Origin of the sequence: Peptoniphilus grossensis ph5 (assembly GCF_000311825.1) — a bacterium.
GTDB classification, from domain to species: Bacteria; Bacillota; Clostridia; order Tissierellales; family Peptoniphilaceae; genus Peptoniphilus_A; species Peptoniphilus_A hominis.
Genome location: NZ_HE978567.1, coordinates 263,083 through 279,765 on the forward strand (window position 1 = coordinate 263,083; position 16,683 = coordinate 279,765).

A 16,683-nucleotide genomic window follows, 5' to 3' on the forward strand; every position below is an offset into this window, starting at 1 on the left:
TCTACATTTAATACTTCCTCTAAATAGATAATATCATTTTTTTACAATCTTTTTCTAAGTAATTTAATACTTTTTCTAATTATTGCAATTTTATTTGTCCTTTTACCTTTATAATACAAGATACAAAAAAACGACTAAGATTTTTTCTTAATCGTCTTTCCCTTTTCCACTATCTAAATTTTTTAATTTAAAATTTTTTGTAATTAATAATTTATTTTTTACTTCTAAAAAATTTTACGAGACAAGCAAGCATTCCTATTACATATATAAGATAAAAAATATGTAGGACAGCAACTGGCATCCTAATACTCGCTTCTGGATGCCTTAAGGCGTAGCTTAAAAAAATAATCATAAGAACAAACATTATTATAAAGCAGATTAAATATTTTCTCTTACCTCGTCCATTTAACATTTTATACCTCCCTTTGGAAGTGAATCCTCTTAACCCCCTCCTAGATAAGGAGGTCTTTACTTTTTCCCTTTTTTAATTTTTATTATGTCTTAATTTATTTCATATATTTTTTAATAAGGCTAGTCTTTTTCTCTGATAGCCAAAATAATTTCCATCAATTAGTAGGCTTCCCCGAATTATTTATAACCATCAGCCATGAAAATGATTTTCGTAGTTATCTATTAAAAGTCTAAGTCTCTTCACTTCTTCTTCTAGAAGCTCTCTGCCCTCACCTGTTATTTCATAATATTTTCCCTTTTTATCCACTTCAACTCTTGTAATCAAATCATTTTCTAAAAACTGTGCCAAAAGGGCGTAAAGGGTTCCTGGTGCAAGCCTTATTCTTCCTCTTGTGATTTCACTTACCCAAGAGGTGATCTCTGCCCCATTTCTCACTTGACCTAGTGCCAAGAGGGTGAAGTACATGGGCTCTGTTAGGGTTTGGAATTGGTCTCTTGCCATGTCTACACCTCCAAGATCCTTGCAATATCCTTTTGGACCTCTTCATCTTCAAGATTTCCACTTACTTCTAAGACCACATTCTTGTATAAAATCAAATAGTCTTCTTGATCTGATAAGATATATATCCTGTCATAGGGATAGGCTTCAGAGATGTCCTTAACAAATTCAGCCCTATAAGGGTGCTTCATAGTATCTTTTAAAATTCTTTCAAATAAATTGCATGCAAGGTCCTGTGACTTTACAACAGTCTTTATTATGCCAAGCTTATTTTTTTCTGATGAATAATAATCGCAGCTTTCTGTCAAAAAGCTTCTCCTTTCCCTAGTCTTAATAAAATCTCTCACAACTTGGCTTTCAATCTCATTAGCCGTAGATAATTTATCGATTAAGGTAAAAGTAAAAATATTTGTAATTAAAGAAATTAAAACTATCATTGAGATTAAAATAAATTTTTTCTCCTTTCTTTTTATGTTCATGGCTTTAATTTTTTTGCGATAGAAATAAATAAATGAAAACATAATAATTGATGGTAAGAGACTTATGATCATATTTGCCCCAGTAGAGTCGCCACTAGGAAGTAAAAAGTCTGATGTAAGTGCAACCACTATTAAAATAATTGCAATATAAAATAATATGATAAAGGACTTAGAAAAGGTAAGTCGCGAAAACTTTATTTCATTTACATCTTTAGCGTCTCTGTTTCTATTTTTAAAAAATATATAATCTCCCAGAGCCAAGGCATCCAAAAGAAGAAATAAAAGGCAAGCTGGACCCATAAATATTGTGTAGTTGGAGTAAAATATGTTACTGGATAAAAATTGAGAAATTAAAAAGAAAGATAGGAAGGCAAAAACAATGAAATTTATGCTAAGAGAAATTATTTCACCCCTGACGCCCTTCTTTAAAATTTCAATTTCTTCACTCCCATCGTTATAAAGAGAGTCTTGGCTTCCTTCTTCTAACTTGTAAATGTTCATGTTGAAGGTCCTGTATACAAGATGCCAACCAAAATCTCCTGCCATATCATCAAAGTCCCTTAGTTCATCCTTGGAGAAGGCAGAAAAGGATCCTTCATTAGGAGCCATGGAAATTTTGTATCTGGCATCTTCTGGTTCAGTTTTTTTAAACTTGTGGATAAAGGGCAAAATTATTTTTTCAATTTGCCAGCCCTTTTTTGCCATGTCTTCATACCATTTTTCAACAAGTCCAAAGTTTGTATAAGCTAAATATTTTGTCTTTAACATAATCTTGCCTCCTTTAGTATCGACTATCGATAATTAAATTATATATCGATACACGATAGATTGCAATAAGCTTTAAAATATTTTTTAGCGTTTTTCTTAACTTCTCTTTCAAATTTTATTTTTATCTTTCTCAAAAAATTTTTTATAAATAAGGCCCCTAAGATATAAATCCTAGGGACCTCTAATTTATTTTTCACTTGTTATTATCTCTTTTGACCAAATATTTATGGGAAATATCTTTATTTTACTTTAAAAATTATCATTAATATTTTCAATTATTCTCCATAAATTCTTTGAGACTTTTATCGAAATCAGTCTTTATCTTTTTCTTTACTTAATTTTACTAAACTCATTTGATAATCTGATTTTAGTTTCTTGAAAAATTTACCAATATTATAATTCCTATTAAAGGATAAGGTTGAATTAATCATTGATTTATCATTTATATCTTCATCAATTATATCTAATTTTCTAACTTCCACGCCCTCTTTTGATGCAAAATCTAGAAAGCTTTCTTCATTAAAATTGTCAGTATCAAATACCATTATATAAGACTTTGTTGTCATATCGTTTATAAAATCACTAACGCCCTTTAAGGATACAAAGGTTACTAGACAAATTATAGTTGCAATTACTGCTCCTTCATAAAATCCAATTCCCACTGCAAGTCCAATTGCTGCAGATAACCATAGGGTCGCAGCTGTTGTAAGACCCGATACACCTTCTTTTTTTGAAGTATAGTACCTGCACCTAAAAAACCAATTACACTTACAACTTGGCCCGCAATCCTCGCCGTATCTCGTCCAACATCATCAGATATTTTGCCAATTCCATCTATTCCTATAAGCATAATTAAACAGGCGCCAACACTAACAATAATATGCGTTCTAAAACCAGCAGCTCTATTTTTCATTTCTCTTTCTACACCAATAATGGCCCCCAAAAAGGCTGCTAACAATATTCTAAGTGTCACTAAAAATATATCCATCTTTCCCTCCTTTACATAGTACTTAATAATATTTTAAATAAGTCCTTTAGTGAAAATTTAATTTTTATATTTTTACTTATTTTCTTTTTGGAAATCTTATTAAATATATTTTAATTAATAAGAAAATTAAAATCTTCCCTGCAATTTTTCTTTATTTTTATTCAAAAATAAGTTTGAAGTACAAGTACTATCAAACCTACTTTTTGAGAAGAGTAATACATTCTGCGTGAAACAAGTGAACACTAAGTATGTCAAGTGAACCTGTCTGTATGTTGGAACATATCGACTAAACTATTTAACGATAGCATAAGGTTATCGTTAAATAGTATCAGACTATAATGTCCCATACATAGAATACTTTTTGAGACATGTTTTAATGAATCTGAGTCTGTTTGTGAAAATATATCTTAAGAACTATTCAAGTAAATTATTTTATACTATTAAATTCATCTTCTTGTTTACAGTACCTTTCTATTCTTCTATCATATGTGTCTTTGTTGAAATTTTGCCGTGTAATATACAATTTATATCTTTTAAAAATTTTCTCTTTTAAAAAAATTTTTTCTATTGCACAACATGGGCTAATTTCATAATTATTGTTATTTCTAAGAAAATCAATAAATGTATTTGCTTTTTTATTTCTAAACAATTCTGGAGATAACATCCCTATTCGGAAATATTCCTTATTTTTATTATCAAAATAATGTACCACGGGCTGATTGGCAGTTATAAAATTGTATAACTTTGTATCATTTAAAATATATATTCCCTCTCTTTCAACAAAAGAGTAAGAAATATTTGTTAATAAAATCGGGACTACATTTACATTATCTATATTGCAATTAATAGCCTTAAGTCTTGAATTAATGCTTTTCTTTCCATTTTTATCCTTGGTAAAATATTTTAAATTGCGTTTAAATTTATCAATGTAATAATCTAACTCCTGAATATTACGACAATATCCTCTCACATTCTCATGCTGAAATTGAGTTTTGCACTCAATGACAAACAGTGTATCATCTATATATAGTAAAATATCTAATTCATAACTCTCGCCATTACTACTTGTTTTAACATTCTTAATTGCACTAAGATTGTATCTCAATAATAAATTATGTATGTTTTCTTCATATTTTGAACCCTTTTTCGATATTTCATTATTATTAGTAAAAAGAACCATTACACTTTTTAGTGGTTCAATCATTTTTATTAATGACGGAAATAAAAGTATAAAATTGTTGTATTCAATTAAAAATGATGAGAATAAATCATTTTTGCTTTGACCAAATACCAGATGCTTAAAAATAACCTTTATTTCAGCTTCACTAAATTTATTTTGAAGTAAATCATTTTTTAATTTTTCTATTTCTATTTTTAGTACGTTTTTCTCATTAATAGCTAGTTTATAGAAATAAGTGTAGATGGAAACCCATCTTTCCAGTTTTATGTCTAGGTATTCTTCAGTTAAGTCTTCGCTATAAAAGAATTCTTTTAATTTTTCTCTAAAGGAATTCGAATATTTAATTATCTCATTTCCATTATCAAAATCTTTCAAATTTTTAGCATTATTTAAATTATAGTACTCTAAAAATGAAAATATTCTATCCGTAATTATTCCATGATTTTCTCTAATATATAATTTATTAAATAATCCAGTATTTACTTCCACATCTCCGAACATCCAATTAACAATTATATCATTTACTAAATTGAGTAACTGAATTAAAACTAGGATATCATTTGAATTTTTATCATCAGTATTTTGAAAACACGTCGACTTGTTATTTTTAAATCCATCTCTAAGCAATGTTCCTAATCCTAAAACGATATTTTCGCTAGAAACTAAATATTGTTCTTGCTCATACTCAGATGAAGCTTCACTTAATTTATCTAAATTCATAGATATTTGATCATTAAACCTTTCCACCAAGTCTAAATATGAACACTTCATCAGCTCAGTTTTAAATATATCTTCTTTAATTTGATTTCTTTTTTTATTTAGTTTATTACCCTCTTTAGATAATCGTCTAAATTTCTTATAACTATTATCTGAAAGGTTATCTTTAACCCAATTTTTTATTAGACATTTAGTATCGTTACTAAATAATTTTTCGTTTCTATCTGTAACAAAATAACCAGAATATTTTAAAACTTTTAATACTTCTTCCTCATTTTTATTTTTATTAATATGATCCAAATAGTCTAAAGCATTATTCTTTATATTTCTTTCAATTGAATTTATTCTCACATCATTGTATTTCTTACTCATATGAATACTCCTTATTATTTTGCCAACGTTTATCAATTTCTATTTCTTAAGTATTTTAAAAGCATAATTATTGTTTTTACAATATATAAATTTTTACATCTATCCCATCAACTGCACCTGTCCGCTGTGATTTTGTAAACTCAACCATACTACAATTTCTTGATGTATGACTTCTGATAAAACAATAACAAGAAGAATACTGAAATCAAACTCATCTGCTTAAACTCTCCGATGTCTTAGATTTCGAGATTTTTCTAGCCTTTAGAATCTGCACTTTTGACAGCAATACCACGCACTCCCCGGTCAATCGCCATGCCGCTTTGCTCCTAGCTCTTGGACAGCTGTCGCGCGGGCAGTGTCATCTACTCACGATAACTTTTAGTCTTGTTATTGAGAGCATATCTATACTTGCAGTAGCACGCAGCCAATCAAACTTCACCTTGCTCGTTTTCTTGGGCGTGCCTTGCATAGGACGTACATCTGCTTCTACTTCGCTACTTCGTAGCTCGTACAAGCAGTGTTACGCGCTCCTTATGAAACGAATGAACACCAAGTATGTCAAGTAGTCGCGTTCGTATGTGGGAACATATCCACATACTTTTTAACGATAGCATAATGGTATCGTTAACAGGTATTACCTCGACAAACCGGGAGTTATTATTTAGTTTGTAATCGTATTATTTTATTAGCTATGTCTTCTACAAATCTCTTATCATGTTCCACAAATATAAGTGTAGGTTTTGCTTCTTTTATAATTTCCTCAATCTGTATTCTTGATATTACATCTATATAATTCAGTGGTTCGTCCCAAACAAATATATGAGCTGGCTTTGATAAACTAACAGCAATTAAAACTTTCCTTTTTTGTCCATCGCTATAATTCTTCATATCTATTTCAAATAATTCTCTTGCAAAATCTAATTTTCTAAGAATTGTTTTGCACAATGTTTCATCCACACCTTGGTTGTCAATATACTCGTTTAGGCTACCTGTTAAATTGGATGTATCTTGAGGAATATATGATATTTTTAAATTACTTGCTAATTTTACATCACCTGAATACTCGTGATTTAAACCTAATAAAATTTTAATCAAGGTTGATTTTCCGCTACCATTACCCCCGCATATAGCCACTATATCACCTTGCTTTATATCAAAACTTACATCGCTTAATATCTGTCTTTCTCCATAACATGATGATAAATTTCTAACCAATATTAGAGGATTTTTGTGATGATGTAATGGATGCAATAATAGAAGTTCCTTTGTTTCAATATCTTTTAGTAAATTTTGTTTTTCTTCTATTGCCTTATTTTGTCTATTCTCCAAATTCTTGGATTTTTTCATCATCTTAGCTGACTGATGACCTATATGTCCCTTATCTGGTTTTACGCCTGATACTTTCACACCATTTTTAGTATTTTCGACTTTATCAGACCAAATTTGACTTTGTCTTGCAGCTTCTTTTAATCGTTTAATATCTTTTCTTAATTTCTCATTTTGATTAATTTCAAATTGGTCTTTCCTCAATTTATTTTCATACCATGATGTAAAATTTCCTGATTTGACATCAATAGAATTCCTGTTAATAGAAATAACATGATTGATACAACCATCTAAAAAATCTCTATCATGAGATATAAGCAAAAAACCTTTTTTTCTTTTCAGATATTCACTGACAACTTTTCTTCCGTCCATATCTAAATGGTTTGTTGGTTCATCTATAAGTAAAAAACCCTCTTCTCTTGTAAACAAAATAGCTAAGAGGATTTTTGTCTGTTCTCCTTTAGAAAGCGTTTCAAACTTTCTGTAAACAAGACTCTCATCTACATTTAGCAAATTAAGTTCTCTAAATAATTTCCATTCTTCCTCATCTGATATTAGTTCTTTATATGACTCAATCCCTAATTTTGAAGTATCAATTATATTTGGTCGAAATTTAATAAATTCAACATCCTTGCTTATTTTACCTTGATAAGTTTCTTGATTTAAAAGTAACTTAAATAGAGTTGATTTACCGATTCCATTTCTTCCTATCAATCCCGTTTTCCAGTTTGTATCAAAAGAAAACGATACATTTTTAAATATGGGTTTTACATATCCATAATATGAGAAAGTGGGGTTTTCAATTTTAATTGTTGACACAAAAACACCCCCTACAACTTCTAATGTGATTATTTCTTTTTCTTTGGTTTGGGTGCAGGTAATCCATCATACATTGAATTAAGTAAGACAGTTAAAAATTCTTTGTTGTCAACATCATCTACCAATAGCATTTCCTTTGCTCCATCATATGGTAACTCGTACTTTGCATTTGGCATGTATGCTATTGCAGATTTAACAGGCTTCACTAAAAACCTTTCATCATAAATTCCACCAATAATTTTTCCACGATAATAAATTATATATTCACCCATCATTGACCTATATGATATTTCTTCCAAATCGGATAGTTGTTCTAAAATAAAATCTAAATATTCTTTACTTGAAGCCATACCCTTCACCTCCAAAAATTTCAATTTGTCTACACCATTTTAATAATTATATTAGATCTATATGTCGGTACTTCAGTTTGCAGTAGCACGCAGCCAATCAAACTTTACCTTGCTCGTTTTCTTGGGAGCGCATTGCATAGGACATACATCTGCTTCTACTACACTACTTAGCAACTCGTACAAGCAGTGCTACCGTCTCCACATGCGTTGTCTTTTGCTTGGGAACATAATTTTTTATCCTCGTCATTCTTGTAGGAGCACAATTTATTAATGTAATTGTCTTTGGCATTTTTTCTTTTATCTTTGAAATTATTAGAATCTTGACTATCTTTAGCTCCTGTTTTGAAATAGAATGTCAAGTCATATGGATGGACTGTTCCGTCTTTGTCGATTCTGCCCACCACAACTTTATCAACTATGATTTCAAATACTGTTCTGTTAAATCCCTCTATAATTTCTTTGTTTTCTAAGAGCTTTTTAAATTGCTTTAGTCTTTCTTTAATAGAGTTTTCATCTTTTATTGTTAGCTCTAGGGTTTTCTTTTCATCAAGTAATTCTTCTTTTTGTTTTGTAAGTTTTTTATACTTTTTAGCATAAACTTCTTCGTCTATACTATCTTCTAAATGAAGATCAACTAACTTTCTTTCTTGACTAATGATTCTGTTTAATTGGTTATCTAACTTTTTCAAATCTTTGACTAAAGTATTATCATTTATTTCTTCTTCTACAATTTTTAAAAAGTCATCTATTACTGTTGAATCTGCATGACATAATTGCCTATAGCTTTCAACAAAAGCTTTTTCTATTGCTGTTTCTTGTATTCCTTTTGAATGAGGGCAATATTTTTTACCTTTTTTTGTTGACCTTACACATTGCCAGTTAATTTTTTTGTAAATTGAACTTGTGTGCCAAGTTCTTCTTGAAAGTATTTCTCCACAAAATCCACATTCCAGCAAACTTGAAAAAGCGTATTGTCTTGATAGTTTTTCTCTCTTTCTATCCTTGTTAGCAATGGTGTTTCTATTTTGTGCTCTCCTGAGTCTAATCTCTTGTGCCTTTTCAAAGTCTTCTCTTGATATAATTGGCTCGTGATGATTTTCAATGTGATATTTATCAGATTCACCAAAGTTTGCTAGTCTTCTTTTTGTTATGGGATCAACTGTAAAAGCTTTTCCCATTAGTATATCTCCAATATACTTTTCATTTTTAATTATTCCTAACACTGTAGTATCAGACCATTTTGTTTTACCTCTAGGGGTGAGATATCCTTGTTCTTCTAGTTCCCTACCAATGACCGAACCACCATTGCCTTCTAAATATCTTTTAAAGATATATCTAACAATTTTGGCTTCTTCTTCATTTATAGAGATGCTTTTTGTTGTAGGGTCATAATCGTAGCCAAGGCAACCTTGAAAACCAATAAGCTCCCCCTTTTCCATTTTCATTTTCAGTCCTTTTTTTACATGGGCTGAGGTATTTTCTACTTCTTGTTGAGCTACTGAACTTAATATTGTTAATAATAGCTCTCCATCCATTGTCAAAGTATCTATATTTTCTTCTTCAAATACTACACCAACATTGTTTTCCTTTAATAGCCTTACATACTTTAAGGTATCTAATGTATTTCTTGCAAATCTTGATATAGATTTAGTAATTATCATGTCTATATCTCCATTTTGGCAATCACTTATTAGCCTCATGAAATCTGCTCTTTTAGTAGCAGTTGTTCCTGTGGTTGCTTCATCTGCATATATACCAGCCAGAGTCCAGTTCTTATTATTTTTTATTAGATTTGTATAATAATCAACTTGCGATTTATATGATTCAAGTTGATCTTTACTATCTGTACTTACTCGACAATATGCTGCAACACATTTTAGATCTAAATGTAGTGCATTCCTATTTCTTGCTCCTGTATTTGAAGCTTTTATTACTTTTACTTTAGTATTCATTTTACCTCCTTCCCATTTTTTATCTTTCTACAGTGTAGATTATATCACAAGATTAACTACTTTCTATCCATCTTCTTATAATCATTTTCTAACCTATTCTTAATTTTTGTATATTCCTTATCATTAATTAATCTAAGATCATAAAGCCTACATAACATAGCAACTCTCATACTATAAATCTTTATTGCTTGCATTTTAACCTCCTATGTAAGTTATTTTTTTACCTTGATAAGTGGATTAAATTTGAAATATACTAATCTCACATAATCAATTTCAAGAATCTTCACACTTCAAAGTATTTGGATTTTTATAGAAAGATGACAAAATACCCCTCACTTTATATAGTGAAATTTGCCCTCTTTGGTAACCAAAGTTTTTATTTTTTATAGTATTTTTGAGTTTTAATGATTAATTTGAGCATAAAAAAAAGAGGACTTATGCTGTTAGGCATAAATCCTCTAACACGAAAAAATATTATAAAATTTATTTTATGGAATATTATAAAAAATACTATTTACAACTTCTCGTTTTTTTTGCGTTTTTATCATATGTCCCTCTTGTAATTCACTAATGTATACTTTTTTATAAATAAGTAAAATCAATCACTTTATCACAAACTGACTCTAAAAACTCAACATCATGGGATATTATTAAGATTAGCTTATCTTCTTCCTTTACTTTTTTTATGTTTTTAGCTACTATTTTCATATTTCTATAGTCCAATCCACTGGTTGGCTCATCAAAAAATAGAATTTTCTTGTCGGATAGTAAAGCGGATAAGATAATTACTCTCTGTTTTTGTCCTCCCGACAAGGTGTGAGGATTCCTATCACTGATATTTTTTAACTCCATATCTTTTAGCCAAGTATCTAAAGCATTATCATCTTTAATGTTTGATGTTAATACTATTTCATCTTTAACACTGTCTGTGAATAACTGACAGTTCACTTCCTGCATAATAAGCAGACTCTCATTTAACCTGCTTTTTGTTTTGAAATTCTCATCCTCTTTTAAAATTTTCCCTTTATTTTCTTTGTATAAGCCACATATGATTTTTGCTAGCGTAGACTTTCCAATTCCATTTTCTCCAACTATTCCAATAATATTCCCATAGCAAAATTTAAGATCCATGATGGACAAAATTGTTCTGGTATTTCTTTTGAATATCAGATTTTTTAATTCTAATAAAGCCCCTTTATTTAAATTTTCAAAATCATCAAATCCTTCAATAGCTTTATAATCAGAATGCCTAAGTCCCGTTCTCATTCGTTCATCTTCACTTAGATTTTCAATTTCGTCCATACTATATTCTCTGATGATTTTTCCATCCTCTAAGTATATTGCTCTATCAACAAGGTCTTTTAAATACCATAATCTGTGTTCTGCAATAATGATAGTTTTTCCTAAAGATTTAAGCTTTTTTATTGTGAGTGATAGTTCTTCCATTGACTTTATATCTAAGCTTGAAGACGGTTCGTCAAGAATAAATATCTCAGGGTTTAATGCGTAAATGCTTGCTATAGCAATCTTCTGCTTTTCTCCTCCAGAAAGATTGAATATATTTTTATTCATCAAGTTTTCAAGATGAAGCTCTTTTTCAACTTCTTCAATCCTTTTGTTAATTACTTCTCTTTCTATTCCATAATTTTCTAAACCAAAAGCGATTTCATCGGTTGTATTGGTTGTATAAAATTGTGTTTTAGGATTTTGAAAAACCGAGCCTACATTATTAGATAATTTATAAATTGGTGTGGTAAATGTATTCATACCATTGACCATAACACTGCCAGAAATGTCCCCATCATAAAACTCAGGTATTATACCGTTCATAAGCTTTAATAGAGTCGACTTTCCGCAACCGCTCCTACCACATAGAAGAATGCATTCCCCTTTTTTTATATTTAAATTAATTCCTTTTAATGAGTAATTAGCTCCTCCCTTGTATTTAAAACTTAATTCTCTAATTTCAATCATAAGTCCCACCCTGATACTTTCATAAATAATACTATTGATAAAATTAAAATCATAAGAATTAGAACACCAATATCATTTTTTCTAAACTTAATTAGGTGTCTACTTGTTTTTTGAACAGGAGCATCAAGTCCCCTTATAATGGCTGATTGGGACAGCTCATCCCCAATTTCTATCACACTTACGAACAATGGCACAAAAAAATATTCCATAATTAATGTTGGTCTTCTTGTTAAATTGATTAAGTTAAAATTAATTCCTCGAGTTTTCATCGCCATATTTATATGACTCCATTCGTCTTTAATAGTAGGCAAACATCTAAATATTACAGAAATCATTATGAGTGAGTCTTTTGAAAGTTTTAATTTTTGTAAAGTTGCTACTGCACTGGAAACTGATGTAGAATTTAAAATCCATTTACCCACGATAATACATGGCAAAAATTTTCTTCCAATTGCCAACATAAATAAAATTAAATTCAAAAGAAAATTCATACTAAAATAGGCTAAAGATTTTTCCAATACTACACTTATTACAAAAAATAAAATATACCTTATAGCGGATTTTTTATAACCATCGCTAATAATAATGACAAGGAAAAATAATGTAATAAGGCTTTGATAGATCCAATCAAACCCTAAAAAAATTAAAATATTCGCACCTATAAGCAAGATAAGTTTTGTTCTGAGGTCATATTTTAACCCCAGAACAAACTTTGAATTTTCCATTATAAAACTCCTGCTGATTCCAACTTTTTATTTAGTATTTTTTTTGTAAAATAAGAACCAATCAAAGAGAATATAAATGTTCCTATAATCATAACTGGTAACATCCATATTGGTGTCCATGCTCTTACTGTGTTACAAAAGCTTTGATCTAAGCCACCTTTTATTACACTTTCAAAAAATGCTTCTCTCATAAGCCAAATTGGTAAGAATCCTCCAAATAAGTTTAGAGAAAAAAACATATGACTAATTGTATTTTTCTTAAAGTCTGTATAATTTCCACCTTTTGCTATGAACATAGCAATTATTCCAGCAGGCACTGCCACTAATGGCGCAATTGGAATATGTCCAGTTGCAACTAATAAAATACTTGGTAATATAGCTGCGATTATAATAGCAGTAGCTGACTTTGTCTTTGCAAGAAGCATATGATAGGTTGGTGCAGCAAGTAGTGCTACAAGCATAGGCATTAGTAAAAATAAAACAGGGACAGGCATAGATATTGCCCCAATTACTAAATATGTTACAAAGTAAAGTGCAATTAAAACACCGGCTGTAACTGCGTTTTTTGATGATTTCTTTTGTGTTTTCATAAGTTTCCTCCTTTAAAATTGAGTGTTATTGTACAATCTTCCATTCTTTAGACTTTTCTTGATAATTCCATAAGTCTTTATATAGTCCTTCATTTTTTATAAGTTCTTCATGCTTCCCAACTTCCTCTACCTTTCCTTTGTTTAAAACAACAATTTTATCAGCTCCCATTACGCTCCTTAATTTATGAGCTACAACCACAACTGTTTTATTTTTAATTAAATTTGATATTGCTTCCTGTATAATAAGTTCATTTTCAGGATCAAGTGAAGATGTTGCTTCATCAAGTAGTATTATTGGTGCATTTTTTAATATTGCTCTCGCTATTGATATTCTTTGTTTCTCACCTCCAGACAGAGTCGCTCCTCCTTGTCCAATCATAGTGTCAAATCCATCATCTTTTTTGACTATAAAGTCATAAGCTCCTGCCATTTTTGCAGCATTCATGATTTCATCTTTACTTGCATCTTCATTTCCAAATTTTATATTGTTATAAATTGTGTCTTTAAAAAGATACACATCTTGAAAAACAACAGAAAATTTATCCATTAATTTATCAGGGTCGGCTGTTAGCAAATCTACTCCACCAATTTTAATTGTCCCTTCATTAGGATCATAAAATCTGGAAATTAATTTAATTAGTGTAGATTTTCCAGAGCCAGAGTAACCAACAAAAGCAGTTAATTCATTTTCATTAATGTCTAATGAAACATTATCGATAACCTTAGATTCCTTGTAAGAAAATGAAACATCGTGGATTTCAATTTTGTTGCTTTCGTTTACATCGGAATTTCCTGACATAGGTTTAGCGTTAAGTAAGTTAATGATTCTCTCTCCTGAAACTGATGCCATTTGTAGACCTGTATAATTTACAAGTGCAAGCTCCAAGGGGTCAAAAATCCTTGTGCCTACAAATAAGAACATTAAAAATGTATCAATTTCCAAAGATCCATTTATAAATAAATAGGAACCAACTAAACTCATCAAAGGAAGTCCTATTCTTAAAATCATACTTGCTATGGTAGTTAATGAACCAAATCCTTTCTCACTCTTAATATTTGCATCTCTCGAGTCATCTATATCTTCTTCAAGCTTTGTTAATGTATCATCTAAGCTGTTATAAGCTTTCAGAGTCTTAATAGCATCCAAATATTCGTTTATATCTTCTTCCTCTTTTATCCTCATTTTCTTTGTTTTCAAATAAATTTTTTTCTGAAAGTTTTGCATGAGTGTAAGAAGTAGAACAGAAATCGGCAATCCAATAAGTGTTGCTATTCCCATTTTTACATTAATTATCAAAAATAATATTGAGCAAAGAACCGCTACACATATTCCACTGAAAAATTGAGGTAATTGATGAGTTACTGCCGTTTCAACTTTGAAAAAATCATTCATTAATGTATCTAAGATTTCTGCTGAGCTTTTCCCTGAAATATAACCTATCGGCAGTTTTCTTATGTGGTCTGCAAGCTCTATTCTTCCATCTGCACTTGTCTTGTATCCAAGTTCATAGGTATATTTTGTGGCTAAATTTTCCAATAAGAATGTTATTAAGAAAAATATTGCCATTATCCCAAAATACTTCCATAATAGGCTCGTATTTATACTATCTGCACTTCTATTCAAAAATAGTATTTCTACAATTTTTGCCAAAGCAATAAATGGTATAAGGTTTGAAATAGATGCCAAAACATTTAAGATAATGGATTTTCTTATATTATTCATCTTTCCTAAAGTAATATTTCTTATCATTCATTCTCACTCCCTTCTATATCCATTTGCCAAACATTAGTCTTCTTAAAAATATCAAAAAGTCGCTTATATATTCCTTCTGCAACGATTAAATCTTCATGCTTACCTCTTTCTGCAATTTTTCCATCAGATATTACTAAAATTTGATTTGCATGCTCTATGGTATTTAACCTATGAGCAATCATGATAACTGTCTTATCTTTAACCAATTCAGACAAAGCTTCCTGCATAAGATATTCATTTTCAGAATCAGCAAAACTTGTTGCTTCGTCTAATACTAATATTGGTGCGTCCTTTAAAATCGCTCTTGCTACGGCAATACGTTGTTTCTCTCCTCCAGATAAATAAGTCCCTTTACCCAAAACAGTGTCATATCCATTAGGAAGTTTTTCAATAAAATCATGACATCTTGCTTTTTTACAGGCTTTTATAACATCTTCTTTTGTAGAACCTGTCTTTGCCATAGCAACATTATTGAAGACTGTATCTGTGATAAGATCACTGTCTTGAAAAACAAATGCTATCCTCTCCATTAAGGCGTTCATCGGAATGTTTTTTATGTTAACTCCACCAATTTTAATAGAGCCTTCTGAAGGATCGTAAAATCTGGGTATTAGCGTTCCAATGGTAGATTTGCCTGCTCCCGAATAGCCAACTAATGCTGTAACTTCTCCTTGTTTAGCACAGAAGCTTATATTCTTTAAAACCTCTTCATTTCCATAAGAAAAGCTTACACTCTCAAATTCAAGATCATGACCTTTTATCTCTTCCTCACTATTTTCAATTGCCAATTCTTTTTCATCTATAATTTCATAGATCCTCAAAACAACTTCATTTAGTAAATTCATCCCTTCTGCAAAATCTCTGAGTTTTAATGCAGGTACACTAATAGCAGGTGCAAGAATCAAATAGAAAATAAATACTGTAGCAAAATCCAAATTATTATTTCGTGACATTAAAAGTATTCCTACTGGAACTATGAATGTAGCAACAGATAGAATAAACATTCTAAATGAGACAAATCCCGGTCTTATCATTGATGTCATCGAACTTGTAAAGTCTCTATATTCTCCTACTGACTCTGAAAAAGTTTTAAATGATTTTGCTCCTGTTCCAAAGATTTTCACTTCCGGCATACCTTTAACATATTCAGTAGTTGCTGAATTAATTTGATCCAGAATCGCAAAGTTTTTCTCAAGTCCACCCGACTTTATAATCTTTGCCATGATTGCAATCTGAATTCCTAAACCAACAAATATAATTAACACAGTCGTAAGACCTAATATTAAATTTATCTTCAACATAACAATTATCATTGCTAAAATTAGTGCTAAAGTTGAAATTAAATTTGGTAATTGATGAGAAAAATATCCCTCAATTTGATTCATGTCCGATCCTAATACTTGCCTTATTTTTGACTTGTTGTCTCCGGTAAAAAACCCTAAAGGAAGATTCCCAATATGAAATAATATCTTCTTTTTTAAGTTAGCTATTAAAACATATGAAAACTTATGGCATAAAATACCGCCAATGTAAGTTAAGCAATATGACAATACCACTGCTGCAAGTCCATAGATGCAAAACTGTATTGTACTTTGTTCTAATTTCCCATATAAAAATAGGGATTTTATAACTTTGTATATCACCAAAATTGGACAAATACTTAATAGCATACCAAGACTAACAAATAATATCCCTCCTACAAGTTGTCCTTTTTTTATTTCACTGTAGGAAATAATATCTTTGATTGATTTCTTCTTTTTCATCTAAAACATACCTCCTT

General features: G+C 30.1%; 13 protein-coding genes and 1 pseudogene. All 14 read right to left on the reverse strand.

Features of this window, described 5'->3' with window-relative positions; all coding sequences use genetic code 11:
- Positions 1–211 precede the first annotated feature (211 nt).
- Positions 212–412: a hypothetical protein gene (locus tag HGPG_RS05545; RefSeq protein ID WP_019125069.1), complete on the reverse strand. Its 201-nt coding sequence runs from the start codon at positions 410–412 to the stop codon at positions 212–214.
- 189 nt (positions 413–601) lie between these two features.
- Positions 602–913, reverse strand: coding sequence for a PadR family transcriptional regulator (locus tag HGPG_RS05550; RefSeq protein WP_019125070.1), 312 nt, complete (start codon positions 911–913; stop codon positions 602–604).
- Positions 914–915: 2 nt separating this feature from the next.
- The gene (locus HGPG_RS05555) at positions 916–2,157 is read right to left on the reverse strand and encodes a DUF2812 domain-containing protein (protein WP_019125071.1); all 1,242 of its coding nucleotides are present in this window, start codon (positions 2,155–2,157) and stop codon (positions 916–918) included.
- A gap of 311 nt (positions 2,158–2,468) precedes the next feature.
- Positions 2,469–3,145: pseudogene (locus tag HGPG_RS10700) on the reverse strand (MgtC/SapB family protein).
- Positions 3,146–3,572: 427 nt separating this feature from the next.
- A complete protein-coding gene (locus tag HGPG_RS05565; RefSeq protein WP_019125073.1) occupies positions 3,573–5,414 on the reverse strand; it encodes a hypothetical protein in 1,842 nt (613 codons plus the stop codon).
- Between the two features lie 657 nt (positions 5,415–6,071).
- A complete protein-coding gene (locus HGPG_RS05570; RefSeq protein WP_019125074.1) occupies positions 6,072–7,559 on the reverse strand; it encodes an Lsa family ABC-F type ribosomal protection protein in 1,488 nt (495 codons plus the stop codon).
- A gap of 29 nt (positions 7,560–7,588) precedes the next feature.
- Positions 7,589–7,909, reverse strand: a complete 321-nt coding sequence (locus HGPG_RS05575) for a TfoX/Sxy family protein (protein WP_019125075.1) — start codon at positions 7,907–7,909, stop codon at positions 7,589–7,591.
- Between the two features lie 167 nt (positions 7,910–8,076).
- Positions 8,077–9,861 carry a recombinase family protein gene (locus HGPG_RS05580; RefSeq protein WP_019125076.1) on the reverse strand — a complete coding sequence of 595 codons (1,785 nt, stop codon included), beginning with the start codon at positions 9,859–9,861 and terminating at the stop codon, positions 8,077–8,079.
- Between the two features lie 56 nt (positions 9,862–9,917).
- Positions 9,918–10,055 carry a hypothetical protein gene (locus tag HGPG_RS10345; protein WP_019125077.1) on the reverse strand — a complete coding sequence of 46 codons (138 nt, stop codon included), beginning with the start codon at positions 10,053–10,055 and terminating at the stop codon, positions 9,918–9,920.
- Between the two features lie 388 nt (positions 10,056–10,443).
- On the reverse strand, positions 10,444–11,835 hold the full coding sequence (locus tag HGPG_RS05585) for an ABC transporter ATP-binding protein (RefSeq protein WP_019125078.1): 1,392 nt from the start codon (positions 11,833–11,835) through the stop codon (positions 10,444–10,446).
- Positions 11,832–12,560, reverse strand: coding sequence for an energy-coupling factor transporter transmembrane component T (locus HGPG_RS05590; protein ID WP_019125079.1), 729 nt, complete (start codon positions 12,558–12,560; stop codon positions 11,832–11,834). The genes HGPG_RS05585 and HGPG_RS05590 overlap by 4 nt, the downstream gene beginning before the upstream one ends.
- Positions 12,560–13,150 (reverse strand): MptD family putative ECF transporter S component, encoded by a 591-nt coding sequence (locus HGPG_RS05595; protein ID WP_019125080.1) that lies wholly within the window; start codon positions 13,148–13,150, stop codon positions 12,560–12,562. Before HGPG_RS05595 ends, HGPG_RS05590 begins: the two co-directional genes overlap by 1 nt.
- A 25-nt stretch (positions 13,151–13,175) precedes the next feature.
- On the reverse strand, positions 13,176–14,900 hold the full coding sequence (locus HGPG_RS05600) for an ABC transporter ATP-binding protein (protein ID WP_019125081.1): 1,725 nt from the start codon (positions 14,898–14,900) through the stop codon (positions 13,176–13,178).
- Entirely contained in the window at positions 14,897–16,666 is a 1,770-nt protein-coding gene (locus tag HGPG_RS05605) for an ABC transporter ATP-binding protein (protein ID WP_019125082.1), read from the reverse strand. The genes HGPG_RS05600 and HGPG_RS05605 overlap by 4 nt, the downstream gene beginning before the upstream one ends.
- Positions 16,667–16,683 lie beyond the last annotated feature (17 nt).

Coding starts and splice junctions, on each gene's coding strand:
- HGPG_RS05565 (WP_019125073.1), bottom strand. CDS start 5,414: ATGAGTAAGAAATACAATGATGTGAGAATAAATTCAATTGAAAGAAAT.
- HGPG_RS05600 (WP_019125081.1), bottom strand. CDS start 14,900: ATGATAAGAAATATTACTTTAGGAAAGATGAATAATATAAGAAAATCC.
- HGPG_RS05575 (WP_019125075.1), bottom strand. CDS start 7,909: ATGGCTTCAAGTAAAGAATATTTAGATTTTATTTTAGAACAACTATCC.
- HGPG_RS10345 (WP_019125077.1), bottom strand. CDS start 10,055: ATGCAAGCAATAAAGATTTATAGTATGAGAGTTGCTATGTTATGTAGG.
- HGPG_RS05555 (WP_019125071.1), bottom strand. CDS start 2,157: ATGTTAAAGACAAAATATTTAGCTTATACAAACTTTGGACTTGTTGAA.
- HGPG_RS05605 (WP_019125082.1), bottom strand. CDS start 16,666: ATGAAAAAGAAGAAATCAATCAAAGATATTATTTCCTACAGTGAAATA.
- HGPG_RS05595 (WP_019125080.1), bottom strand. CDS start 13,150: ATGAAAACACAAAAGAAATCATCAAAAAACGCAGTTACAGCCGGTGTT.
- HGPG_RS05550 (WP_019125070.1), bottom strand. CDS start 913: ATGGCAAGAGACCAATTCCAAACCCTAACAGAGCCCATGTACTTCACC.
- HGPG_RS05590 (WP_019125079.1), bottom strand. CDS start 12,560: ATGGAAAATTCAAAGTTTGTTCTGGGGTTAAAATATGACCTCAGAACA.
- HGPG_RS05545 (WP_019125069.1), bottom strand. CDS start 412: ATGTTAAATGGACGAGGTAAGAGAAAATATTTAATCTGCTTTATAATA.
- HGPG_RS05580 (WP_019125076.1), bottom strand. CDS start 9,861: ATGAATACTAAAGTAAAAGTAATAAAAGCTTCAAATACAGGAGCAAGA.
- HGPG_RS05585 (WP_019125078.1), bottom strand. CDS start 11,835: ATGATTGAAATTAGAGAATTAAGTTTTAAATACAAGGGAGGAGCTAAT.